The sequence below is a fragment of the Pseudomonas putida genome (assembly GCF_028682475.1).
Taxonomy (GTDB): domain Bacteria; phylum Pseudomonadota; class Gammaproteobacteria; order Pseudomonadales; family Pseudomonadaceae; genus Aquipseudomonas; species Aquipseudomonas putida_AG.
On record NZ_JANHLE010000001.1, the window covers coordinates 339,983 to 361,652 of the forward strand.

A 21,670-nucleotide genomic window follows, 5' to 3' on the forward strand; every position below is an offset into this window, starting at 1 on the left:
GCTATTTCCTTAACGTGGTGTTCAACCTTTGTTCGAGCGAGGTGAGGATGTTTTGTGTCGCAGTATTCACCTCTTCATCGTTAAGAGTGCGCGACGGATGCTGCCAGGTCAAGCCTACGGCCAGGCTTTTTCTATCAGGATCAATGCCTTTACCCTGATAAACATCAAACAGCCTGAGGTCCGTGAGCCATTCGCCTGCATTGTCACGAATTACTTCAAGCACCGAGCTCGAAGCAACATCACGTCCTGCGACCAAGGCCAGGTCACGACGCACTTCCGGGAATTTCGACAGTTCGCTGAACTTCGGCAGGCGGCCATCGGCCACTTCACCCAGGACCAGCTCGAAGACGAACACCGGACGGTCGAGGCCGAGGGTCTTGGCCAGTTCCGGGTGGATGGCACCCAGGTAGCCGACTTCGCGACCGTCACGCTCGATGCGTGCCGTCTGGCCCGGGTGCAGCGCCGGGTGTTTGCCCGGTACGAAGCTGAACTCGGCCAGCGAGCCGGAGAAGCCCAGCACCGCTTCTACGTCGGCTTTCACGTCGAAGAAGTCGATGGTGTCACGGCCGTTGGCCCAACCTTCCGGCAGGCGGCTGCCGCAGACGACACCGGCAAGCATTGGCTCTTGCTTGAGGTCGCCCAGCTGGCCTACGAAGCGCAGGCCGCTTTCGAACATGCGGACGCGGTCTTGCTGACGGTTGAGGTTGTGCTGCAGCGACTTGACCAGGCCCGGCCACAGGGAGGCACGCATGGCCGCCATGTCGCTGGAGATCGGGTTGGCCAGCAGCAGCGGCTCGACGCCAGGGGTGAACAGTTCGAACAGTTTCGGGTCGATGAAGCTGTAGGTGATCGCTTCCTGGTAGCCACGGGCAACCAGCAGACGGCGCAGGGCCGGCAAGTCGCCACGGGCTTCGGCCTTGGCCTGCGGGGCCAGGCGCGCTTGCGGGTAACGCACCGGCAGGCGGTTGTAGCCGTACAGGCGAGCCAGCTCTTCGATCAGGTCGACTTCCAGGCTGATGTCGAAGCGATGGCTTGGCACTTCGACCTGCCACTGGCCTTCGCCAGCGGTGGTTTTCAGGCCCAGGCCGTTGAGCAGCTGCTCGACTTCGGCGCTGGCCATTTCCATGCCCAGCATCTGGGTCAGGCGCTCGGCACGCAAGGTGATCGGCGCAACCTTCGGCAGGTGCGCTTCGCTGGTGACGTCAACCACTGGGCCGGCTTCGCCGCCGACGATTTCCAGCAGCAGGCCAGTGGCGCGCTCGATGGCTTCGCGGGCCAGCTGCGAGTCGACGCCGCGCTCGTAGCGGTGCGAGGCATCGGTGTGCAGGCCGTAGGAACGGGCCTTGCCGGCAACCGAGATCGGCTCGAAGAAGGCGCTTTCGAGGAAGATGTCGCGGGTGGTGGCGGAAACGCCGCTGTGCTCGCCACCCATGACGCCGGCGATAGCCAGGGCGCGGGAGTGGTCGGCGATGACCAGGGTGTCGCTACGCAGCGCCACTTCCTGACCGTCGAGCAGAACGAGCTTCTCGCCCTCCTCGGCCATGCGCACGCGGATGCCACCGTTGATCTCGGCGAGATCGAAGGCGTGCATCGGCTGGCCCAGTTCGAGCATCACGTAGTTGGTGATGTCGACGGCAGCGTCGATGCTGCGCACGTCGGAGCGACGCAGGCGCTCGACCATCCACAGCGGGGTCGGACGCGACAGGTCGACGTTACGGATAACGCGGCCCAGGTAGCGTGGGCAGGCTGCTGGAGCCAGCACTTCAACCGGACGCACTTCGTCGTGGGCGGCCGCAACGGCCGGCACCGCCAGGCGGGTGACCGGTGCGTCGTACAGGGCACCGACGTCACGCGCAAGGCCAGCCACCGACAGGCAGTCGCCACGGTTCGGGGTCAGGCCGATTTCGATGCTGGCGTCGTCCAGGTCGAGGTACGCGCGAATGTCTTCGCCAACCGGGGCGTCGGCAGCCAGTTCCAGCAGGCCGTCGTTCTCTTCGCTGATCTGCAGCTCTGCAGCCGAGCACAGCATGCCGTTGGACTCAACGCCACGCAGCTTGGCTTTCTTGATTTTGAAGTCGCCCGGCAGTTCGGCGCCGATCATCGCGAACGGGATCTTCAGGCCAGGGCGCACGTTTGGCGCGCCGCACACTACCTGGAAGGTCTCGCTGCCGTTGCTGACCTGGCACACGCGCAGTTTGTCGGCGTCGGGGTGCTGTTCGGTGCTCAGCACCTCACCGACGACGATGCCGCTGAACTGACCGGCAGCCGGGGTTACGCTGTCGACTTCAAGGCCGGCCATCGAAAGACGGGCAACCAGATCGTCTCGGGATACCTGCGGGTTGACCCAACCGCGCAGCCATTTTTCACTGAATTTCATCCTGCTCTCCTGAAAGATTCGTTACGGGTGCGCGACCTAGCGAAATTGCGCAAGGAACCGCAAGTCGTTGTCGAAGAACAGGCGCAAATCGTTGACGCCGTAACGCAGCATGGCCAGGCGCTCGGCGCCCATGCCGAAGGCAAAGCCCTGGAACTCTTCCGGGTCGATGCCAGACATGCGCAGCACGTTCGGGTGAACCATGCCGCAACCCATGACTTCCAGCCAGCCGGTCTGTTTGCACACGCGGCAGCCTTTGCCCGAGCACATCACGCACTGGATGTCGACTTCAGCCGATGGCTCGGTGAAGGGGAAGAAGGACGGACGGAAACGTACCGCCAGTTCCTTTTCGAAGAACACCCGCAGGAATTCTTCGATGGTGCCTTTGAGGTCGGCGAAATTGATGTCGCGATCGATCAGCAGGCCTTCGACCTGGTGAAACATCGGCGAGTGGGTCAGGTCCGAGTCGCAGCGGTAGACGCGGCCCGGGCAGACAATGCGGATTGGCGGCTGGCTGGACTCCATGGTCCGCACCTGCACCGGCGAGGTGTGGGTACGCAGCAGCATGTTGGCATTGAAGTAGAAGGTGTCATGCATTGCCCGGGCCGGGTGGTGGCCGGGAATGTTGAGGGCTTCGAAGTTGTGGTAGTCGTCTTCGACCTCAGGGCCTTCGGCGATGCCGTAGCCGATGTGGGTGAAGAACTGCTCGATGCGCTCCAGGGTGCGGGTGATCGGATGCAGACCACCGGAGGTCTGGCCACGGCCCGGCAGGGTCACATCAATGCACTCGGCAGCCAGACGGGCGCTGAGTTCGGCTTCTTCGAAAGCCGCCTTGCGCGCGTTGAGCACCTCGGTGACGCGTTCCTTGGCGTCGTTGATCAGCGCACCAACTTTTGGCCGCTCTTCGGCAGGCATGTTGCCCAGGGTCTTCATCACCTGGGTCAGTTCGCCTTTCTTGCCAAGGAATTGAACCCGGATCTGTTCCAGGGCATTGATGTCTTCAGCGCGTTCCACGGCCTCCAGGGCTTGGGAGACCAGCGCGTCCAGGTTTTCCATGTACAGACTCCAGATACAAAATAGGGGAAGAGCGCAGGCTCTTCCCCTATTAAGACGTTAACACCTGGCGCCGGAAATGACGCCGGGTGATTGTCGGGGTACTTAAGCCAGCGAGGCTTTAGCTTTCTCGACAATCGCAGCAAACGCCGCTTTTTCGTTCACTGCCAGATCAGCCAGAACCTTACGGTCGATTTCGATCGACGCTTTTTTCAGGCCAGCGATCAGGCGGCTGTAGGACAGACCGTTGATACGCGCACCAGCGTTGATACGAGCGATCCACAGAGCGCGGAACTGACGTTTTTTCTGACGACGGTCGCGGTAGGCGTATTGGCCTGCCTTGATGACCGCTTGCTTGGCAACACGGAATACGCGCGAGCGTGCGCCGTAGTAACCTTTAGCCAGTTTCAGAATTTTCTTGTGACGCTTACGAGCGATGACGCCACGCTTTACACGAGCCATGAGTAACTTCCTCTATCTAGAACCAAAAATTAACGAAGGCGCAGCATGCGCTCGACTTTTGCAACGTCCGACGCGTGCAGCAGGCTGCTACCGCGAAGTTGACGCTTACGCTTGGTCGACATTTTGGTCAGGATGTGGCTCTTGAAAGCGTGCTTGTGCTTGATGCCGTTAGCGGTTTTCAAAAAACGCTTGGCTGCACCGCTTTTGGTTTTCATTTTTGGCATGTTCGGATACTCCGCATTCAGTTGATAAACATAACCGCAAGGCCTGCCGTGCCCTGGTGGTTATTTCTTTTTCTTGGGGGCGATGACCATCAAAAGCTGGCGTCCTTCCATCTTCGGATGCTGTTCGACGGTCCCGTATTCGGCGAGATCAGCTTCGATCCGCTTCAACAGTTCCATACCCAGCTCCTGGTGGGCCATCTCACGACCACGGAATCTCAGAGAGATCTTGGTCTTGTCCCCATCACTAAGGAAACGTACCAGGTTGCGTAGTTTTACCTGGTAATCCCCTTCCTCCGTCCCTGGACGAAACTTGATTTCTTTGATCTGGATGATCTTCTGGTTCTTCTTCGCCGCAGCCTGCTGCTTTTTCTTCTCGAACAGGCTCTTGCCGTAGTCGAGGACTTTGCAGACAGGGGGTACAGCGTCAGCAGAAATTTCTACCAGATCCAGTTTCGCTTCTTCAGCGATACGAAGCGCTTCTTCAATCGAGACGATGCCCAACTGCTCACCGTCAGCGCCAATTAACCGAACCTCACGTGCCGAGATATTCTCGTTGATCGGGGCCTTCGGTGCAGCTCGTTTGTCTTGTCTCATATCACGCTTAATAGTAATTACTCCGAATCTTGGCGACCACGCCGGGAAACCGCTTGCGCGAGCAATTCCGTGAACTGGGCGACGGGCATCGAGCCCAGGTCTGCACCTTCACGGGTACGCACAGCGACAGTTTGCGTTTCGACTTCCCGATCCCCGATAACCAGGAGATAAGGAACCTTGAGCAAGGTATGCTCGCGGATCTTAAAGCCAATTTTCTCATTTCTCAAGTCGGACTTGGCACGGAAACCGCTTTCGGCCAGAGTTTTTTCCACTTGCTGAGCAAATTCAGCCTGTTTGTCGGTGATATTCATGATCACCGCCTGGGTTGGCGCCAGCCAAGCCGGGAACGCACCTTCGTAGTGCTCGATGAGAATTCCGACGAAGCGCTCGAACGACCCGAGGATGGCACGGTGCAGCATCACCGGATGCTTGCGGCCGTTGTCTTCGGAGACGAATTCGGCACCGAGACGGATCGGCAGGTTGAAGTCGAGCTGCAGGGTACCACATTGCCAGACACGGCCCAGGCAATCCTTGAGCGAGAACTCGATCTTCGGACCGTAGAAGGCGCCCTCGCCCGGCTGCAGGTCGTACGGCAGGCCGGCGCTGTCGAGTGCAGCGGCCAGGGCGGCTTCGGCGCGATCCCACAGCTCATCGGAACCGACGCGCTTTTCAGGGCGGGTCGAGAGCTTCATCACCACGTCGGTAAAGCCGAAGTCGGCGTAGACATCCATGGTCAGTTTGATGAACGCAGCGGATTCGGACTGCATCTGCTCTTCGGTGCAGAAGATGTGTGCGTCGTCCTGGGTGAAGCCACGCACGCGCATGATCCCGTGCAGGGCACCGGACGGCTCGTTACGGTGGCAGGCACCGAACTCGGCCAGACGCAGCGGCAGCTCGCGGTAGCTCTTCAGGCCCTGGTTGAACACCTGCACGTGGCATGGGCAGTTCATTGGCTTGATGGCGTAGTCGCGGTTTTCCGACTGGGTGGTGAACATGTTGTCGGCGTAGTTGGCCCAGTGGCCAGACTTTTCCCACAGCGAACGGTCAACAACCTGCGGCGTCTTGATCTCGAGGTAGCCGTTGTCGCGCTGAACCTTGCGCATGTACTGTTCCAGTACCTGGTACAGGGTCCAGCCGTTCGGGTGCCAGAACACCATGCCCGGCGCTTCTTCCTGGAGGTGGAACAGGCCCAGGCGCTTGCCGATTTTACGGTGATCGCGTTTTTCCGCTTCTTCGATGCGCTGAATGTAAGCAGCCAGCTGCTTCTTGTCGGCCCAGGCGGTGCCGTAGACGCGCTGCAGCTGCTCGTTCTTGGCATCGCCGCGCCAGTAGGCGCCGGACAGCTTGGTCAGCTTGAAGGATTTGAGGAAACGGGTGTTCGGCACGTGCGGACCGCGGCACATGTCGACGTATTCTTCGTGGTAGTACAGGCCCATGGCCTGTTCATCCGGCATGTCTTCGACCAGGCGCAGCTTGTAGTCTTCGCCGCGGGCCTTGAACACTTCGATCACTTCGGCGCGCGGCGTGACTTTCTTGATGACATCGTAATCGGTGTCGATCAGCTGCTGCATGCGCTGCTCGATGGCCGCCATGTCGTCAGGCGTGAAAGGACGCTCGTAGGCGATGTCGTAGTAGAAGCCTTCGTCGATGACCGGACCGATGACCATTTTCGCGGTCGGGTACAGCTGTTTGACCGCGTGACCGACCAGGTGGGCGCACGAGTGACGGATGATCTCCAGCCCCTCTTCGTCCTTGGGCGTGATGATTTGCAGTTTGGCGTCGTGTTCGATCAGGTCGCAGGCGTCGACCAGCTTGCCGTCGACTTTACCGGCAACGGTGGCTTTGGCCAGGCCAGCACCAATGGATGCTGCGACTTCGGCTACGGATACGGCCTTGTCGAAGGAACGTTGACTGCCATCGGGAAGAGTAATAATGGGCATGGCGCCTCCTCTCCTAGTGGTGACCCCTACCAAAGGTCACGTGGGTTGGGATGAGCCAGTACGCGATCCGCCCCTGTCTTTGCACAAGCAAAGCCTGCCTCACAGTGGCAGAAGCCCGAAAGCCTGCCAGGGAACGAACCAGAGTGACTGGAATAAAAAAAGTTGGGAGCCGCGCTACAGCAGGTGCTGGCGCGTTTCCGAGCTGAGCATGCTAGCACAAAGCGTTGCGGCGATTGCGGGGAACTTGGGTGGAAATTTTCCGCTCAGAGTTTGTGAAGCGTCCTACTCTTGTGAGACTAGACCCCAAGGAGTGTTTGGTTATGCGACTTCCGTCTCTTCTGGCCCTGGCAACTGCCTCTGCGCTGTTGCTGCCGCTCAGCGCCAACGCTGGCAAGCTGCCCGCCGACTATCAGGCTACCTGCGTGGCTCAGGCGCAAAAGCAGCAAGGCGTGACCAAGGAAAAAGCCGAAGCGCACTGCACCTGCGCCGCCAAGGTGCTGGAAAAAAACCTCAGCGATGACCAGATCAAAGACCTGGACAGCCTGGAGGATGGCGTAAATGCGACCCTGATGGAGAACACGCGTAAACAGGTCGCAGCTGCCTGCGCCCCGAAAAAATAGGCCTTTGGCCAGGTAATCCATCGCTATTTTGCTCCAGATCAGCAATCTGCGAAGGTAAAAGGGGCTACAAGCCCATAATTAGACTATGATGGTCGGCGTGCACCCTGTTGGCCTCGGCAACACCGCACTACTGAAAATCATGTTTCTTGGAGATACACCCATGTCTAATCGCCAAACCGGCACCGTAAAATGGTTCAACGATGAGAAAGGCTTCGGCTTCATCACTCCACAAGGTGGCGGCGACGACCTGTTCGTTCACTTCAAGGCTATCGAAACCGACGGTTTCAAAAGCCTGAAGGAAGGCCAGACTGTCTCCTTCGTTGCCGAAAAAGGCCAGAAGGGCATGCAGGCTGCACAAGTTCGTCCAGAGTAAGCTCTGACCGAATAAAAAAACCCGTCCATGTGACGGGTTTTTTTGTGCCTGCTGTTTGGGGTCGCTTTGCGCCCCATCGCTGTCAAGGCCAGCTCCCACATTGTGTGGCAGCGCTGCCATTGTGGGAGCCGGCCTTGCCGGCGATCGGATCAGCCGCAGTTGACGCTGGTGACCACGCCCTGGGCATCGGTGTGCAGGTTCAACCGCTCGGAGCGGTAGTCCATGGTCATGACATCACGCGGACCAAGGGCATGCGCCATTTGCGAGCCGCTGGCCTTGCGCGCCTGCTCGACCAAGGCCGGGGTAGCCTGCTTGCCGATGGCAAACGCGGCGCCACGCGCCTCGCAACGGCCATCGTTGTTCGCTGCCGCTTCTGGCGCCTTCGACGACGAACCACCAGTGCTGCAACCGGCCAGAACGGCAACCGCCAACAGGCTCATCAATGATGCACGGAACATGAATCCTCCTTTAAAAACAGAAATACTGCTGCCTATGTGACAGTCTCGCTGGTTTTTCGTTGCAAAACCCGTCAAGTCTGCCTGAGCCAGCGCTCTCAGGTAAAAGCGCAATCGTCACGGGATTTTGCACAAACGCCGTCGCCACTCAGTACAGGTCGATGTAATCGCTCGAGGGTTTCGGCCAGTTGGCCTTTAACACGTTGAACACCTGCAACACCCAGCGCTCGTCCGCCGCAGCCTGTTCACCGACACAGCCAGAGCCGGCCGCCCAGGTTTCCAGACGAAAGGCCAGGCCCTCCAGCTCGCGGCCACCGACCACCTGCGACAGCCAGGCAATGCCGCTACGGTTGACCCGCAGCTGGTTGTGCACGGCATTGCTGCCAGCGCCCAGCATGCTGCGCACCGCCTCAAGGGTGAACTGTTCAGGGTTGTTCAAATCGATCTGCACAGCGCGGTTCCGACTAGCTGGAAACCGTTAGTTTGCCACGACCCCCGCGCTTATGCCTAAGTCGCAGTGCCTTGGCAGGCAGCGGCATGATTTACTGCAGCCTACGGCGGAGCGCAATCAGGCCTCCCCTTTCAAACGCCAGGGCCCGGCATTTGAACCCACAGTGCGCGCAGTTATTACCGGAACAGCTTATGACAAGCCACATCATCGATGCCGACATCAAGGTCAAATGGCCCGAGGGCCAGAGCGCCTACAGCCCTGCCAGCGCCGAAGAGCTGATGCTGATTGCCGTCGACCTGCTGGTCAAAGACCTGGGCAACGACGCTGCGCGCAGCTTCGTCGAACAGGTCTTCGAGCGCTATTCGCACGCTACTTCAGACGCGCAAGCCGCGTACTGAGCAGGTCGAAAAAGCCCTGGGCATCGCCACTAGCGATCCACATCACATTGCTCGGCTGCTCAAGGGTGTTGTACCAGTCGGCAATGGTCTGGCCGTAGGTCGGGCCTTCGCGGCTGTCGACCTGCATATGTATCTGCCGTCCTTTGAACAGTTCAGGTTTAAGCAGGTAGGCAATCACGCTGGCGTCGTGCACCGGGCCGCCGGGCATGCCGTAGTGGTCCATGTCGGTCTTGATATAGGCATTGAGAATATCCACCACCAGTTTGCTGGCCTGGTTGTTCACCGCTGCCAGCTGGCTGAGGCGCGCGTCACTGGTCAGCACTTTATGGGTGACGTCCAGTGGCAGGTAAGTCAGTTTGACCCCGCTGCTGAGCACCACTTCGGCGGCCTCCGGGTCGGCGAACAGGTTGAACTCGGCCACCGGGGTGATGTTGCCGCCGTTGAAATGCGCACCGCCCATCACCACCACTTCCTTGATCCCACGGGTGATTTCGGGGGCCTGGATCAAGGCCAGGGCGAGGTTGGTCTGCGGGCCGAGCATGGCCAGGGTGATGCTCTTTGGCTCGGCCTTGCTCAGGGTATCGATCAGGTATTGCACGGCGTTGCCTTTGGCCAGGCCTGCCTTGGGCTCATGCACCGGAACACCAGGCAAGCCCTCCTCGCCATGAATGTTCGCCGCGTAGATGGGCTTGCGCAGCAAGGGTTTCGACGCACCGGCATACACCGGAATGTCCTCGCGCCCGCCCCACTCCCTGGCCAGCCGTGCGTTGCGCGAGGTCTTGTCCAGGCGCACGTTGCCGGCCACGGTGGTGATGGCGCGAATCTTCAGCTCATCGGGTGAAGCCATGGCCAGCAGCAAGGCCACTACGTCGTCGGCACCGGGATCGGTGTCGATGATCAGATCGATCGGTGCGGCCTGGGCGGCACCTGCCGACAACAGGGACATCAGCAGTACTCCTTGGAGCAAACGTTTGGCAGGTTGAATCCATTCAATCATTGGACAGGTCCTTGTAAGGCAAGCTTCTAGAAAGTCACGCCAGCGATCAAGACGATGTTGCTGTAGGGCTGGCATTCACCCGTGCGCACCACGGCGCGGGCACCACGGCTGAGCTGTTTGAACTCGGCGTGGCTGAGCAGGTTGCGGACACCGAGCTGGCCATGCGCATGGCATTGCTCGATGGCGGTCAGGGCCGGGGGATTGGCCTTGAAGATTTCTTCGGCGAGTACATGGCTTTCTACCTGCATCTCGCTCAACACAGTGCGCAGGACACTGGCAAAGTCCGGTATTCCTGGGGTCAGCGCGAGGTCAATCAGCTCGACGCCGGGCGGCACCGGCAAGCCGGCGTCGCCGATGACCAGGATGTCGCCGTGGCCCAGCGAGGCGATGACCCGTGACAGGGCGATATTGAGCAAGGGCGTCTTTTTCATGGCTGCAACTCGGCCAGGTAGGGAATCGAAGGCTGGGCGCCCGCACGGGTGACCGACAGGGCCGCAGCGCGCTGGCCGAAAGCAATGGCCTCACCCTCCTCCGCCCCGCGTGCCAGCGCCGCGGCAAAGCCGCCGACGAAGGTGTCGCCCGCCGCGGTGGTGTCCACTGGCTGCACTACGGGTGCCGGGAAGTGTTTGAACCCCTGGGCATTGGCAAACAACGCGCCTTGGGCACCAAGGGTGACGATGACGTTTTTCACCCCGAGGCTGCGCAGATGGCTGGCTACGGCTTCGGCGCTGGCAAGATCAGTCACCGGTAGCCCGGTCAGCGCCTGGGCTTCGCTTTCGTTGGGGATCAGGTAGTCGATGGCGCTGTACCAGTTCAACGGCAACGGGCCGGTGCATGGCGCCGGGTTGAGAATCACGGTCTTGCCCAAAGCACGGCCACGCTCCAGGGTATAGGCCACGGTCTGCGCAGGCACTTCCAGTTGGCAGATGATCACCTCGGCACCTTGCAGCAAGGCGTCGAAGGCTTGCACCGATTCAGGCAGCAACTGGCCGTTGCCACCGGGAATGATGACGATGGAGTTCTGGCTGCTGGCATCGACCACGATCAGCGCCAAGCCGCTCGATATCCCCGCGCACACCGCCACACCCTGACAGTCGATCTGTTCATCGAGCAAGGCCTGGCGCAGCTGTTGACCGTAAGCATCGTCACCGACGTTACCGATCATCGCCACCGGCGCGCCCAGGCGTGCTGCGGCCACGGCCTGGTTGGCGCCCTTGCCACCCGGCACCGTGGCAAACGACTCGCCGGCCAGGGTCTCGCCGGCACGCGGCAGGCGCTGGGCGCGGGCGACCAGGTCCATGTTGAGGCTACCTACCACTACGACCTTGGCGTGCATGGCTGTTCTGTTCTCAGCGGTAATCATTGAAAAGGTCTGGGCGCGGGGCGGTGGATTCACGCAGCACGATCTTCGGCGCGACGATGCGTTGCTCCGGGGCACCGCGCAGCGGTTGGGCGATACGCGACAGCAACAGGGCGGCGGCACTTTCGCCCAGTTCGCGAATCGACTGGCCGACCGTGGTCAGCGCCGGGAACACGTAGCGGCTGAGCTGGATGTCGTCGAAGCCGATCACCGACAGCTCGCCGGGCACGCAGATGTTGCGTTCGGCGGCGGCGCGCAATACGCCGATGCCGATCATGTCGTTACCGGCAAAAATCGCCGTCGGTCGCTGGCCGTCGAGCAATTGCGCGGCGGCGGCATAACCGCCCAGGCTGGTGAAATCGCTGTTGACGATGTGTTCGTCGGCCACCGCCACCCCGGCTTCAGCCAGGGCGCGGCGGAACCCGGCCAGGCGCAATTGCGCGGTACTGGTGCTGACCGGGCCGCCGATGCAGGCGATTTCACGGTGGCCTAGCTCGAGCAAATGCCGGGTCGCCAGGTAAGCGCCCTGCTCGTGGTCGATGCTCACCAGATCGGCTTCGACGCCTTCCAGGGCACGGTCGACGATCACCATCGGCGTGCGCACATTGGCCAGGCTGCCCTGCAGATCGCTGTCTTCACCCACCGAGGCGACGATCAAGCCGTCGATGCGTTTCTCCAGCAGCACGCGCAGGTAGCTGCGCTGCTTTTGCGGGTTGTCGTCGGAGTTGCACAGGATCACGCAGTAGCCGTTGCGCTCGCAGGCATCCTCGATGCCGCGGGCCAGCTCGGCGAAGTACGGGTTGACGCTGTTGGGCACCAGCAGGCCAATGGTGGCGGTGCTGCGCGCCTTGAGCGAACGGGCGACGGCGCTGGGCACGTAGTCGAGTTCAGCGATGGCCGCCTCGACTTTCAGGCGCACCGGTTCGCTGACCGGTCGGGTCTTGTTCAGTACATGGGACACGGTGGTGTAGGAAATCCCCGCCAGTGCCGCGACATCTTTGATGGTTGCCATGGGTCAGTTCCGCCGACTTGCACGTCGGCTACGGTAGGTATCGAGGACCACGGCGATCACGATGACCGCCCCGGTGATAATGCGTTTGGTGGGTTCCGAGGCGCCGATCTGGGCCAGGCCTGCGGCCAGCACGGAGATGATCAGTACGCCGAAGAAGGTGCTGATCACCGAGCCGCGCCCGCCCATCAGGCTGGTGCCGCCGATCACCACGGCGGCGATGACTTGCAGCTCAAGGCCGGAACCGGCATTGGGGTCGGCGGCTTCCAGGCGGGAAATCTGGAACAGTGCGGCAAGGCCGGCCAGCAGCCCCATCAGCGAGAACACCAGAATCTTGTACGGGCGCGGGTCGATACCGGCCAGGCGCACCGCCTCTTCGTTGGTGCCGATGCCGATCAGGTAGCGGCCGAACACCGTGCGGGTCAGCACCAGCTGGGCGAGGATGATCACCAGCAAGGCAATGATGAACGATGGCGATACGCCAAACGCCAGCGGATTGGAGAGCCAGGCAAAGGCGTCGCCGATGTAGGCGGTGCGCGAGTCGGTCAATTGATAGGCCAGGCCTCGGGCCATTTCCAGCACGCCCAGAGAAACGATGAACGATGGAATCCGCCAGGCCACGGTGATCGAGCCGGTGATACTGCCGGCCAGCGCCGCCACGCCCATGCCGAGCAACGCCGCCGGCAGCACGCTCCAGCCCCAGCCGAGGATCGCCACACTGACCGCCGAGGCCGCCAGGGCCAGCACCGACCCCACCGAAAGGTCGATACCGCCGATGATCAGCACGAAGGTCATGCCTACGGCCAATACCATCAGGTCGGGGATCTGGTTGGCCAGGGTGCTGAAGGTGCCGTAAGACAGGAAATGACTGCTGAGGAAGGAAAACAGCACGATCATTGCCAGCAAGGCGCCCGCCAGGCCCAGGTAGGTGCCCAGGCCGTAATAGCTACCGCTGCGTTTGCTGCTCGGGGCAGCGGTGTCCACGGGAGTGGTTTTCATATGGTTGTCCTGGGTGCCGCTTCATGCAGCAACGCATCACGTTTCTGATAGCCGGCAAAGGCTGCGGCCAGTAGTTGATCCTGGGTCCAATGTTCGCGTTCGAAGGTGTCGATCAGGTGTCCGGCACTGAGTACGCCGATGCGGTCACAGATCAGCATCAATTCGCGCAGGTCACTGGAGACCACCACCAGCGCCTTGCCCTGGCGCGCCAGTTCGGCGAGCAGGCCGTAGATGTCGAACTTGGCGCCGACGTCGATGCCACGGGTCGGTTCGTCGAACAGCAGCACCGTACAATCGCGCTCCAGCCAGCGGCCGATGACCACCTTCTGCTGGTTGCCACCGGACAGCTCGCCCACCACCTGATCGGGGCTGGAGCTGCGAATGCGCATGGCGCTGATCTGGCGTTGGGCCAACTCACGCTCGGCATTACCGTCGAGCACGCCAGCGCGGGAAATCGCCGGCAGATTACCCAAGGCGATGTTGGCGCTGATCGATTGCGACAGCAGCAGGCCTTCGCCCTTGCGGTCTTCAGTGATCAGGGCGATGCCTTCGCGCACTGCAGCTACAGGTGAATTGATCTGCACCGGGCGCAATGGCTGGCCCAGCTCGATAGAGCCGCTGTCGGCGCGATCGGCACCGTAGATCAAACGCAGCAGTTCGGTCCGACCGGCACCGATCAGCCCGGAGATGCCGAAAATCTCGCCACTGCGCACCTCGAAAGAGACATCACGTACCTTGTCGCCCCGGCTCAGGCCAGTGACCTTGAGAATCGGCGCGCCGATCCGGCGCTGGCCCAGGTCGATGTGCTCGGCCAGTTCGCGGCCGACCATCAGGTTGACCAACTCTGCGCTGCTGTAGCGCGCCATGGGCTCGACACACACCAGCTTGCCATCGCGCAACACGGCGATGCGCTGGGCGATGCGCTTGAGCTCTTCCAGGCGGTGAGAGATGTAGACGATGGCCACCCCACGCTGCTGCAGGCGTTCGATCTGGGTGAACAGCAACTCGACCTCGCGCGCAGTGAGCATGGCCGTGGGTTCATCGAAGATCAGCACATGGCAGTCGCCGATCAGGTTGCGGGCGATTTCCACCATCTGCTGGTGGCCGATGCCCAGTTCACCGACCGGAGTGTCCGGATCGATCGCATCGAGACCGACCTGGGCCATGGCGGCCCGGGCCTGTTCACGCAAGCGCTTGCGGCTGATCCAGCCGCCACGGCTGGGCAGGTTGTCGAGAAACAGGTTCTCGGCCACGGTCAGGGTTGGCAGCAGGTTGAGCTCCTGCATGACCATACGCACGCCAAGGCGCTCGGCAGCGGCACGGCTGCCGGGCTGGTAAGGCTGATTCTGGTAGCGCATCTGCCCGGTGGTCGGCAGCTCAAGGCCACCGATGATTTTCGACAGGGTGCTTTTGCCCGCGCCGTTCTCGCCGGTGAGGGCCAGCACCTCGCCGCGATACAGGCTCAGGTCGATATCGCCGAGCACCGGCTGCGCATAGGTCTTGCCGATTGCGCTGACTGAAAGCACGACATCCGCAGTCGCTGACATTGCTTGATCTCCTGGCGCCTGCCGTCGGGCAGGCGCACACCGTGCCGCTACTGGGTGACCAATTCGACCGGGGTCTGGATGACGTTGTCGGCATCGACGTCTGTTTTTTCTTTTTTGAGCATCTTCAACGCCGCCTCGATACCGAACACCGCCTGTTTGGCAGCGTACTGGTCGGCAGTGGCAAGCACACGACCGTCCTTGAGCATCGGCTTGATGGCGTTGATGTTGTCATAGCCGACCACCTGGACCTGGCCGGCCTTGCCCGCCGCACGCACCGCCGAGACCGCGCCCAGGGCCATGCTGTCGTTACCGGCCAGCAACGCCTTGAGCTCGGGATGGGCATTGAGCATGGAGGCGGCGACCGCGTTGCCTTTGGCAATTTCCCAGTCACCCGATTGCACCGAGACGATCTTGACCTGCGCCGCCTCCATCGCATCCTTGAAACCGGCGGTGCGCTGCTGGGCGTTGGTGGTGGTCGAGACACCTTCGATGATGCCGACCTCATCACCGGCCTTGAGTTTTTCCTTGGCCAGGTACTCACCCACCAGGCGCGCGCCTTTGCGGTTGTCCGGGCCTACGAACGGTACGCTGAGGTTTTTGCTTTTGAGGACGTCAGGGTCCAGGCGGTTGTCGATGTTGACCACGGTGATGCCGGCGTCCATGGCCTTTTTCACCACCGGCACCAGGGCCTTGGAGTCCGCCGGGGCAATCACCAGGGCGTTGACCCCGGAAACGATCATCTGCTCGACAATGCGAATCTGGTTACTGGAGTCGGTCTCATCCTTGATGCCGTTGGAGACCAATTCAAATTCACCCGCGTGTTCCTTCTGGTACGCCTTGGCGCCGTCTTCCATGGTCAGGAAGAACTCGTTGGCGAGGGACTTCATCACCAGCGCCACTTTGGGCTTGGCGTCATCCGCCTGGGCGTGGGACAAGGGCATCGCGAGGGAGAGCGATGACAGTACGGCAACCGCCAAAAGGCGTCCAGCGAACGGCAGCTTCATGTATTTACTCCGAATTTTATGATTTTTATCGGGTCGCAAACGTTTGCGTTAACTCACTATGGGAACGCAACCAGACTTTGTCAAATTCGACGGCGCAAACTTGCTGGAAGTTGCCTGTAGGAATTATCGTCAAATTACTCGGAAAACCGAACCCCCTAGATAGAGTTATTCGGATTTTCGAATGCCAAGCCCCTCATACGCCTTCGCCACGTCAAATGAAAGCTCATATAAATCAATAGATTGAACATGAAATACGACGAACGGCAGAGCTGGCTCGATTTCTGCTCTTTCCTGCGGGTTACACAGCGAACTCCAGTCATAAGAGAGAACAACAATGAAAGCTGCGCTTCACTCCTTCGTTCCGGGCGCTTTGGCCCTGCTGCTGTTACTGCCCGCAGGCGTCAACGCCAAGGAAGTCGAGAACCAACAGAAACTGGCCAACGTGGTGATTCTCGCCACCGGTGGCACCATCGCCGGCGCCGGCGCCAGCGCCGCCAACAGCGCGACCTACCAGGCCGCCAAGCTGGGCGTGGACAAGCTGATCGCCGGCGTTCCGGAATTGGCAAACCTTGCCCATGTGCGTGGCGAACAGGTGATGCAGATCGCCTCCGAAAGCATCAGCAACGACAACCTGCTGCAACTGGGCAAGCGCGTGGCCGAGCTTGCCGACAGCAAGGACGTCGACGGCATCGTCATCACCCACGGCACCGACACCCTGGAAGAGACCGCCTACTTCCTCAACCTGGTCGAGAAGACCGACAAGCCGATCGTGGTGGTTGGCTCGATGCGTCCGGGCACGGCGATGTCCGCCGACGGCATGCTCAACCTGTACAACGCCGTGGCAGTTGCCAGCAACAAGGATTCGCGCGGTAAAGGCGTGCTGGTCACCATGAACGACGAGATCCAGTCGGGTCGCGACGTCAGCAAGACCGTCAACATCAAGACCGAAGCCTTCAAGAGCGCATGGGGCCCGCTGGGCATGGTGGTCGAAGGCAAATCCTACTGGTTCCGCCTGCCGGCCAAGCGCCACACCGTGGATTCGGAATTCGACATCAAGAAAATCAGCAGCCTGCCCCAGGTGGACATCGCCTACGGCTACGGCAACGTGACCGACACCGCCTACAAGGCGCTGGCCCAAGGCGGCGCCAAGGCGATCATCCATGCCGGCACCGGCAACGGTTCAGTGTCGTCGCGTGTAGTGCCTGCCCTGCAGGAGCTGCGCAAGGAAGGCGTGCAGATCATTCGTTCCTCCCACGTCAACGCCGGCGGCTTCGTGCTGCGCAACGCCGAACAGCCTGACGACAAGAACGACTGGGTCGTGGCCCACGACCTGAACCCGCAAAAAGCGCGGATTCTGGCCATGGTCGCCCTGACCAAGACCCAGGACAGCAAAGAGCTGCAGCGGATCTTCTGGGAGTACTGATTCCAGTCCCCCGGCCACGCTTGCCCGCCCTGTAGGACGGGCAAGCGTACCTCCCCCACCCTCAGCAAATAAACTTTAAACAGACCGCAGCAAACTGCGCGGTTTGCGGTCACATGCGCTCTTTCACTGACGAGCTGTTGCGAAATTGCTTACAGTAAAATACTGTATGCGCATACAGCTAAATAAGGAACGTTTCGTGGCCACCACTTCCGCCCCTGCCAGCAGTTACGAGCAACTGGGCATCCGCATCCAGAAAATCATCAATTCACCGACCGCACAGAAAGCGCGGGCCGCCCTGATCTTCCGCCTGGAGCATGAGTCCCCCGACGACTGGGCGACCTTGCTTGAGGAAATTGCCGAGAACGACAACGTCACCCTCGCTTACCGCGATGACGGTGGCGTGCAGATTTTCTGGGTTGTGCCAAAGGAAGACTGAACCGGCATGAGAGTTTCGTTTTTTGCAGTCGCTTGCCTGCTGTTCAGTGTCACCACCAGCGCCTACGCCGATGCACCGCGCACCTTCAGCGAAGCCAAGAAGGTCGCCTGGCGCCTGTATGCACCGCAGTCCACCGAGTTCTACTGTGGCTGCAAGTACAACGGCAACAAGGTCGATCTCGCGGCGTGCGGCTACATCCCGCGCAAAAACGCCAACCGCGCTTCGCGCATCGAATGGGAGCATATTGTCCCGGCCTGGCAGATCGGCCATCAGCGTCAGTGCTGGCAAGCCGGCGGGCGCCAGAACTGTTCGCGCAACGACAAGGTCTACCAACGCGCCGAGGCCGACCTGCACAACCTGGTGCCGAGCATCGGCGAGGTCAACGGTGATCGCAGCAACTTCAGTTTCGGCTGGTTGCCCGAGCAGCGCGGGCAGTACGGCTCGTGCCTGACCCAGGTCGACTTCAAGGCCAAGAAGGTCATGCCGCGGCCGTCGATCCGCGGGATGATCGCGCGCACCTACTTCTATATGAGCAAACAGTACAACCTCAAGCTGTCCAAGCAGGACCGCCAGCTCTATGAAGCCTGGAACAAGACCTACCCGCCGCAGCCCTGGGAACGCCAGCGCAACCAGCGGGTGGCCTGTGTGATGGGCCACGGCAACGCGTTTGTCGGCCCGGTGAACCTCAGCGCCTGCGGGTAAGCCTCAGGCCAGCGTCTGCAGGTAGGCGCTGGCCTGCTGGTAACGGGCCAGGCGCGCCATGTCTTCAGGGCCGGGCATGGCGATGCGCGAGAGGTCGCTGTTGTCGGCCAGGTCAGCCAGCTTCACCACCCGTGCCAATGGATCGCCGCCGAGGCGAATGACGAACGCCTCATAGCTCTCCTGTTCACGGCGGCTCAGCGCCTGCACCGCCGCGAGGATCTTCAGGGCAAAGCCCTCGCGCGCCAGGTCCGACAAGGTCATGGAGGAATCCTCAAGCACATCGTGCAATACCGCAACGATGCGCTGCTCGACGGTCGAGACCCGCATCATCACCCGCAACGGGTGCAGGATATAGGCGGCGCCGCCCTTGTCCTGCTGCCCTTCGTGCGCCCTGGCCGCCACCGCAATGGCTCGTTCCAGCGTAGACATAAGGCCCTCCCGCTCAACGTTCGCGTCGTTGCAGACGCGCCATGCTGTAGACATCGGTCAACCTGCCGTCACGCATAGCATAGTCACGCAATTGCCCTTCGACTTCAAAGCCATGGCGCTTATACAGGGCCTGACGGGTGACTTGCGGATGACTGTACAACGCGACCAGCCCGTCGATGTGCTGTTCGGTGGCGCGCTGCAGGGTAATGGCGGGGGATGCTTCCTTCATCACGGCTCTCCTTGCGTTGAACCGTGAGTGTACGGGGCCGGGAAAGCTGCTGGCTAGCGCGGCGCGTCGTGCTGAATGACGATCGAGTCGGTGCCCAGGCGTGCCATTACATCCGCCTGCCTGGCTTCGGCTTCGGCTTTGCTCGGGAACGGGCCGAGCAACACCACCGGTTTACCGTCGCGGTACACCACTGAGGAAGGGATCTGTTTTTCGATCAGGCGCGCGGTCATATCGCTCAGGGCGCCCATGTTCGGGCCTTGCACGATTTCCACATCCCAGCCCTCAGGCGCAGGCTTGTCTGCCATGGCTTCGGCGCTGCGCTGCAGTTCTGCACCGCCACAGGCTTCACGAATGCGCAGGTTGCTGCCCTTGTCGGCGAGGACGATCTCGTAACCGTCAGCCTGCTTGAAGGCGACATAGCTGCGGTAAGGCAAGAAGGTGCCGGCGTCATCTTTACTGCGTACCTGACCGCAGATCGTGCCCTGCTTGTCGATTCGCACGTTGCCGAACTTGGCCGTCTTGGGATTGGGCAGCTGATCGGCAATCTGCTTGTGCACGCCTTCGACTGCATTCTCGCAGCCGGCCAGAGCCAGTACTGCCATTACCATCGCCACTTTGCGCACGCGTCTATCTCCTGGATACAAGCGGCGGATTTTAGCATTTGTGGGGAGGTCAGAGGTTACATTCGGCGGCCTTGCCGGCGATGAATGCAAAAAGGGCGATCCTTGCGGATCGCCCTTTCTGTCGAGATTTGGTAGGCACAATTGGACTCGAACCAACGACCCCCACCATGTCAAGGTGGTGCTCTAACCAACTGAGCTATGTGCCTGCTGTGGGGCGCATAATACGCAGGTGCTTCCCTTTCGTAAAGCGAAATTTTATAAAAAAATCAAAAAAATCAGCAGCTTTAGTCTGCCCTGAAAACGCCGCGCCTGCCCCTTGGGAACAAGCGCCTGAGGTGCAGCGACAATCTGGCAGACACACGCAAACGGATGGCAAGCAGGCAAAAGGATAGCCTGAAGCGACGACTTAGTATCCGGAACTACTCAATCGAGTTACCCGCCGACACTAATAAGAACGGAACCCCGTCCATGCTCAAGTCGCCCTTGCTTCGCCTCTCCACGCTAGCCCTGCTGATCACAGCTGCCACCCAGGCCAGTGCCTATGAGCTGTATGCCGATGACAACAGCCACCTGAACGCCAACCTCGAAGCGGTGTTCGGGCTGTTCCACAGCGAGGAAAACTACGCCATCAGCGGGCGCCTGCAAGAAGGGTCGTCCGCCTGGCGCGAGGGTTACATCAAATATGGATTGAGCGGCGACCAGGGCCTGGCCGGCGTCGGCACTGCCTATGGCGCATTCTCGCTGCTCAGCTCGGGAACCTGGGGCGACGGTGATGCCGCCGGTTTCAGCGATGGCTCCGAGCGCACCACCAAGATCGAAGACGCCTACCTCGGCTGGCGCTCCGGCAACCTCCTGCCAAGCCTTGGCGAAGACGGGATCGACTTCTCCTTCGGCCGCCAGAACATCAGCGTAGGTGACGGTTTTTTGATTCAAGGCGACGCGCTCAATCTGGGCAAAGGCCTGGCCGATGGTGAGTTCAATCGCGGCGGCGCCTACTACCTGGCCGCGCGCAAAGCCTTTGACCAGACCGCCGTGCTGCGCCTGGGTGGCAAACAAGGCTGGCGCAGCGACCTGATGTGGCTGAAGTCGGACAACCGCGCCCAGGCCAAGACCGAAATGTACGTCGCCACCCTGGAGCACGTGGCCGATGCCGGCACCGTAGGCCTGACCTACATCGACACCACGGATGTGGATGAAGAATTTGCGTCGCCGGCACAACTGGAACGCGACGGCATGAAGACCTACAGCCTGCGCGCCGCCGGTAACGCCGGGGTAGAAAACCTGTTCCTCTCCGGCGAATACGCCACCCAGGACAAGCCCCACACCAGCACCGAAAACGCCTGGTACCTGGAAGCCGGCTGGACCTTCGCCGACGTCGCCTGGTCGCCGAATGTCAGCTATCGCTACAGCCGCTACTCGGAAGCCTTCGACCCGCTGTTCAACGGTTTTAGCCGTGGCTACGGCACCTGGTTCCAGGGTGAGGTCGCCGGCAACTATGCCGGCCCGTTCAACAGCAACACGCGCGTGCAGAAAGTCGAGTTCAAGGTCTCGCCGCTGGAAAACCTGAACATCGGCCTGCTGGCGTTCAACTTCGACACCATCGACCGCAACCTGGGCATCACCGACGGTCAGGAATTCGACCTGTATGCCGAATGGGGCGTCAGCGAGCACCTGATGGTGATGCCGCTCGTTGGCCTGTACCAACCGGACAAGAGCGCAGAACAAGGCGGCACCCAACTGGGCAACACCAACAACAACCTGTACACCCAGCTGATCTTCGCCACTTCCTTCTGAAGCCTTGCGGGTGGCGGCAGCGCCGTCACCCGCAGAGCATTCTGCCTCGATCCGGGTCCCTCCCATGCGCGCAAGTCTCCTGACTATCCAAAGCAAGATCACCCTGCTCGCCAGCCTCTGCCTCCTGTTGATTGTCGCCCTGTTGGTGGGGCTGTCGCTGTACCAGGCCGGGGA

The 21,670-nt window shown here is 61.0% G+C and carries 24 protein-coding genes, 1 tRNA gene and 1 pseudogene; 7 read left to right on the forward strand and 19 right to left on the reverse strand.

Annotated elements, in window-relative coordinates:
- Nucleotide 1 precedes the first annotated feature (1 nt).
- The 6 genes from pheT to thrS form a co-directional block, all read right to left on the reverse strand.
- Complete coding sequence (pheT, locus tag NPS47_RS01690; protein WP_274293392.1) at nt 2–2,377, reverse strand: phenylalanine--tRNA ligase subunit beta; 2,376 nt, start codon at nt 2,375–2,377, stop codon at nt 2–4.
- Nucleotides 2,378–2,413: 36 nt separating this feature from the next.
- A complete protein-coding gene (gene pheS, locus NPS47_RS01695; protein ID WP_028941672.1) occupies nt 2,414–3,430 on the reverse strand; it encodes a phenylalanine--tRNA ligase subunit alpha in 1,017 nt (338 codons plus the stop codon).
- Nucleotides 3,431–3,532: 102 nt separating this feature from the next.
- Nucleotides 3,533–3,889 (reverse strand): 50S ribosomal protein L20, encoded by a 357-nt coding sequence (gene rplT, locus NPS47_RS01700; protein ID WP_010222414.1) that lies wholly within the window; start codon nt 3,887–3,889, stop codon nt 3,533–3,535.
- Nucleotides 3,890–3,918: 29 nt separating this feature from the next.
- Entirely contained in the window at nt 3,919–4,113 is a 195-nt protein-coding gene (gene rpmI / locus NPS47_RS01705; protein ID WP_027620572.1) for a 50S ribosomal protein L35, read from the reverse strand.
- A gap of 60 nt (nt 4,114–4,173) precedes the next feature.
- Nucleotides 4,174–4,725, reverse strand: coding sequence for a translation initiation factor IF-3 (gene infC, locus NPS47_RS01710; RefSeq protein ID WP_274293471.1), 552 nt, complete (start codon nt 4,723–4,725; stop codon nt 4,174–4,176).
- On the reverse strand, nt 4,725–6,647 hold the full coding sequence (gene thrS / locus NPS47_RS01715; protein ID WP_274293393.1) for a threonine--tRNA ligase: 1,923 nt from the start codon (nt 6,645–6,647) through the stop codon (nt 4,725–4,727). Before thrS ends, infC begins: the two co-directional genes overlap by 1 nt.
- Before the next feature lie 320 nt (nt 6,648–6,967).
- On the opposite strand from thrS, the gene NPS47_RS01720 reads away from it, so the two are divergent.
- Both NPS47_RS01720 and NPS47_RS01725 read left to right on the forward strand, forming a co-directional pair.
- Nucleotides 6,968–7,267, forward strand: coding sequence for a hypothetical protein (locus NPS47_RS01720; RefSeq protein ID WP_274293394.1), 300 nt, complete (start codon nt 6,968–6,970; stop codon nt 7,265–7,267).
- A gap of 160 nt (nt 7,268–7,427) precedes the next feature.
- Nucleotides 7,428–7,640 carry a cold-shock protein gene (locus NPS47_RS01725; RefSeq protein ID WP_007956027.1) on the forward strand — a complete coding sequence of 71 codons (213 nt, stop codon included), beginning with the start codon at nt 7,428–7,430 and terminating at the stop codon, nt 7,638–7,640.
- 149 nt (nt 7,641–7,789) lie between these two features.
- On the opposite strand, the gene NPS47_RS01730 is transcribed toward NPS47_RS01725, so the two are convergent.
- Both NPS47_RS01730 and NPS47_RS01735 read right to left on the reverse strand, forming a co-directional pair.
- Nucleotides 7,790–8,098 (reverse strand): I78 family peptidase inhibitor, encoded by a 309-nt coding sequence (locus tag NPS47_RS01730; RefSeq protein ID WP_274293395.1) that lies wholly within the window; start codon nt 8,096–8,098, stop codon nt 7,790–7,792.
- A 145-nt stretch (nt 8,099–8,243) separates the two neighbouring features.
- On the reverse strand, nt 8,244–8,546 hold the full coding sequence (locus NPS47_RS01735) for a hypothetical protein (protein ID WP_274293396.1): 303 nt from the start codon (nt 8,544–8,546) through the stop codon (nt 8,244–8,246).
- 191 nt (nt 8,547–8,737) lie between these two features.
- Here NPS47_RS01735 and NPS47_RS01740 point away from each other — a divergent pair, with 191 nt between their 5' ends.
- On the forward strand, nt 8,738–8,944 hold the full coding sequence (locus tag NPS47_RS01740) for a hypothetical protein (protein ID WP_274293397.1): 207 nt from the start codon (nt 8,738–8,740) through the stop codon (nt 8,942–8,944).
- On the opposite strand, the gene NPS47_RS01745 is transcribed toward NPS47_RS01740, so the two are convergent.
- From NPS47_RS01745 to NPS47_RS01775, 7 genes are all read right to left on the reverse strand, one after another.
- Nucleotides 8,916–9,890 (reverse strand): nucleoside hydrolase, encoded by a 975-nt coding sequence (locus tag NPS47_RS01745; RefSeq protein ID WP_274293398.1) that lies wholly within the window; start codon nt 9,888–9,890, stop codon nt 8,916–8,918. The genes NPS47_RS01740 and NPS47_RS01745 overlap by 29 nt on opposite strands.
- Nucleotides 9,891–9,967: 77 nt before the next feature.
- On the reverse strand, nt 9,968–10,372 hold the full coding sequence (gene rbsD / locus NPS47_RS01750; RefSeq protein WP_274293399.1) for a D-ribose pyranase: 405 nt from the start codon (nt 10,370–10,372) through the stop codon (nt 9,968–9,970).
- Nucleotides 10,369–11,277, reverse strand: a complete 909-nt coding sequence (gene rbsK / locus NPS47_RS01755) for a ribokinase (protein ID WP_274293400.1) — start codon at nt 11,275–11,277, stop codon at nt 10,369–10,371. Before rbsK ends, rbsD begins: the two co-directional genes overlap by 4 nt.
- Nucleotides 11,278–11,290: 13 nt before the next feature.
- Nucleotides 11,291–12,313: a LacI family DNA-binding transcriptional regulator gene (locus NPS47_RS01760; RefSeq protein WP_274293401.1), complete on the reverse strand. Its 1,023-nt coding sequence runs from the start codon at nt 12,311–12,313 to the stop codon at nt 11,291–11,293.
- 3 nt (nt 12,314–12,316) lie between these two features.
- The gene (locus NPS47_RS01765) at nt 12,317–13,309 is read right to left on the reverse strand and encodes an ABC transporter permease (RefSeq protein WP_274293402.1); all 993 of its coding nucleotides are present in this window, start codon (nt 13,307–13,309) and stop codon (nt 12,317–12,319) included.
- A complete protein-coding gene (locus tag NPS47_RS01770; protein ID WP_274293403.1) occupies nt 13,306–14,856 on the reverse strand; it encodes a sugar ABC transporter ATP-binding protein in 1,551 nt (516 codons plus the stop codon). The genes NPS47_RS01765 and NPS47_RS01770 overlap by 4 nt, the downstream gene beginning before the upstream one ends.
- A gap of 47 nt (nt 14,857–14,903) precedes the next feature.
- A complete protein-coding gene (locus tag NPS47_RS01775; protein ID WP_274293404.1) occupies nt 14,904–15,860 on the reverse strand; it encodes a sugar ABC transporter substrate-binding protein in 957 nt (318 codons plus the stop codon).
- 334 nt (nt 15,861–16,194) lie between these two features.
- Here NPS47_RS01775 and NPS47_RS01780 point away from each other — a divergent pair, with 334 nt between their 5' ends.
- The 3 genes from NPS47_RS01780 to NPS47_RS01790 all read left to right on the forward strand — a co-directional run bounded on the left by NPS47_RS01780 (nt 16,195) and on the right by NPS47_RS01790 (nt 18,421).
- Entirely contained in the window at nt 16,195–17,283 is a 1,089-nt protein-coding gene (locus tag NPS47_RS01780; protein WP_274293405.1) for an asparaginase, read from the forward strand.
- 166 nt (nt 17,284–17,449) lie between these two features.
- Entirely contained in the window at nt 17,450–17,719 is a 270-nt protein-coding gene (locus NPS47_RS01785; protein ID WP_045184252.1) for a DUF1654 domain-containing protein, read from the forward strand.
- A 6-nt stretch (nt 17,720–17,725) separates the two neighbouring features.
- Nucleotides 17,726–18,421, forward strand: a complete 696-nt coding sequence (locus NPS47_RS01790; protein ID WP_274293406.1) for an endonuclease I family protein — start codon at nt 17,726–17,728, stop codon at nt 18,419–18,421.
- A gap of 3 nt (nt 18,422–18,424) precedes the next feature.
- On the opposite strand, the gene NPS47_RS01795 is transcribed toward NPS47_RS01790, so the two are convergent.
- The 4 genes and pseudogenes from NPS47_RS01795 to NPS47_RS01810 all read right to left on the reverse strand — a co-directional run bounded on the left by NPS47_RS01795 (nt 18,425) and on the right by NPS47_RS01810 (nt 19,908).
- Nucleotides 18,425–18,850 carry a GTP pyrophosphokinase gene (locus NPS47_RS01795; RefSeq protein ID WP_274293407.1) on the reverse strand — a complete coding sequence of 142 codons (426 nt, stop codon included), beginning with the start codon at nt 18,848–18,850 and terminating at the stop codon, nt 18,425–18,427.
- Between the two features lie 13 nt (nt 18,851–18,863).
- Nucleotides 18,864–18,980 (reverse strand): annotated as a pseudogene (locus tag NPS47_RS01800) (GNAT family N-acetyltransferase); the annotation flags it as partial.
- A 152-nt stretch (nt 18,981–19,132) separates the two neighbouring features.
- Complete coding sequence (locus tag NPS47_RS01805; RefSeq protein ID WP_274293408.1) at nt 19,133–19,702, reverse strand: SPOR domain-containing protein; 570 nt, start codon at nt 19,700–19,702, stop codon at nt 19,133–19,135.
- A 129-nt stretch (nt 19,703–19,831) separates the two neighbouring features.
- Nucleotides 19,832–19,908: transfer RNA gene (locus NPS47_RS01810), tRNA-Val, on the reverse strand.
- Between the two features lie 262 nt (nt 19,909–20,170).
- Here NPS47_RS01810 and NPS47_RS01815 point away from each other — a divergent pair.
- Nucleotides 20,171–21,496 carry a hypothetical protein gene (locus NPS47_RS01815; RefSeq protein ID WP_274293409.1) on the forward strand — a complete coding sequence of 442 codons (1,326 nt, stop codon included), beginning with the start codon at nt 20,171–20,173 and terminating at the stop codon, nt 21,494–21,496.
- Nucleotides 21,497–21,670 lie beyond the last annotated feature (174 nt).

What these genes read in the sequence shown, in the direction of transcription:
- NPS47_RS01720 (WP_274293394.1), top strand. Translation starts at nt 6,968, where the DNA reads ATGCGACTTCCGTCTCTTCTGGCCCTGGCAACTGCCTCTGCGCTGTTG.
- NPS47_RS01780 (WP_274293405.1), top strand. Translation starts at nt 16,195, where the DNA reads ATGAAAGCTGCGCTTCACTCCTTCGTTCCGGGCGCTTTGGCCCTGCTG.
- rplT (WP_010222414.1), bottom strand. Translation starts at nt 3,889, where the DNA reads ATGGCTCGTGTAAAGCGTGGCGTCATCGCTCGTAAGCGTCACAAGAAA.
- NPS47_RS01815 (WP_274293409.1), top strand. Translation starts at nt 20,171, where the DNA reads ATGCTCAAGTCGCCCTTGCTTCGCCTCTCCACGCTAGCCCTGCTGATC.
- NPS47_RS01785 (WP_045184252.1), top strand. Translation starts at nt 17,450, where the DNA reads ATGCGCATACAGCTAAATAAGGAACGTTTCGTGGCCACCACTTCCGCC.
- NPS47_RS01770 (WP_274293403.1), bottom strand. Translation starts at nt 14,856, where the DNA reads ATGTCAGCGACTGCGGATGTCGTGCTTTCAGTCAGCGCAATCGGCAAG.
- thrS (WP_274293393.1), bottom strand. Translation starts at nt 6,647, where the DNA reads ATGCCCATTATTACTCTTCCCGATGGCAGTCAACGTTCCTTCGACAAG.
- NPS47_RS01760 (WP_274293401.1), bottom strand. Translation starts at nt 12,313, where the DNA reads ATGGCAACCATCAAAGATGTCGCGGCACTGGCGGGGATTTCCTACACC.
- NPS47_RS01790 (WP_274293406.1), top strand. Translation starts at nt 17,726, where the DNA reads ATGAGAGTTTCGTTTTTTGCAGTCGCTTGCCTGCTGTTCAGTGTCACC.
- rbsK (WP_274293400.1), bottom strand. Translation starts at nt 11,277, where the DNA reads ATGCACGCCAAGGTCGTAGTGGTAGGTAGCCTCAACATGGACCTGGTC.
- NPS47_RS01765 (WP_274293402.1), bottom strand. Translation starts at nt 13,309, where the DNA reads ATGAAAACCACTCCCGTGGACACCGCTGCCCCGAGCAGCAAACGCAGC.
- rbsD (WP_274293399.1), bottom strand. Translation starts at nt 10,372, where the DNA reads ATGAAAAAGACGCCCTTGCTCAATATCGCCCTGTCACGGGTCATCGCC.
- NPS47_RS01740 (WP_274293397.1), top strand. Translation starts at nt 8,738, where the DNA reads ATGACAAGCCACATCATCGATGCCGACATCAAGGTCAAATGGCCCGAG.
- NPS47_RS01775 (WP_274293404.1), bottom strand. Translation starts at nt 15,860, where the DNA reads ATGAAGCTGCCGTTCGCTGGACGCCTTTTGGCGGTTGCCGTACTGTCA.
- NPS47_RS01725 (WP_007956027.1), top strand. Translation starts at nt 7,428, where the DNA reads ATGTCTAATCGCCAAACCGGCACCGTAAAATGGTTCAACGATGAGAAA.
- NPS47_RS01745 (WP_274293398.1), bottom strand. Translation starts at nt 9,890, where the DNA reads ATGTCCCTGTTGTCGGCAGGTGCCGCCCAGGCCGCACCGATCGATCTG.
- pheS (WP_028941672.1), bottom strand. Translation starts at nt 3,430, where the DNA reads ATGGAAAACCTGGACGCGCTGGTCTCCCAAGCCCTGGAGGCCGTGGAA.
- rpmI (WP_027620572.1), bottom strand. Translation starts at nt 4,113, where the DNA reads ATGCCAAAAATGAAAACCAAAAGCGGTGCAGCCAAGCGTTTTTTGAAA.
- pheT (WP_274293392.1), bottom strand. Translation starts at nt 2,377, where the DNA reads ATGAAATTCAGTGAAAAATGGCTGCGCGGTTGGGTCAACCCGCAGGTA.
- NPS47_RS01795 (WP_274293407.1), bottom strand. Translation starts at nt 18,850, where the DNA reads ATGTCTACGCTGGAACGAGCCATTGCGGTGGCGGCCAGGGCGCACGAA.
- NPS47_RS01730 (WP_274293395.1), bottom strand. Translation starts at nt 8,098, where the DNA reads ATGTTCCGTGCATCATTGATGAGCCTGTTGGCGGTTGCCGTTCTGGCC.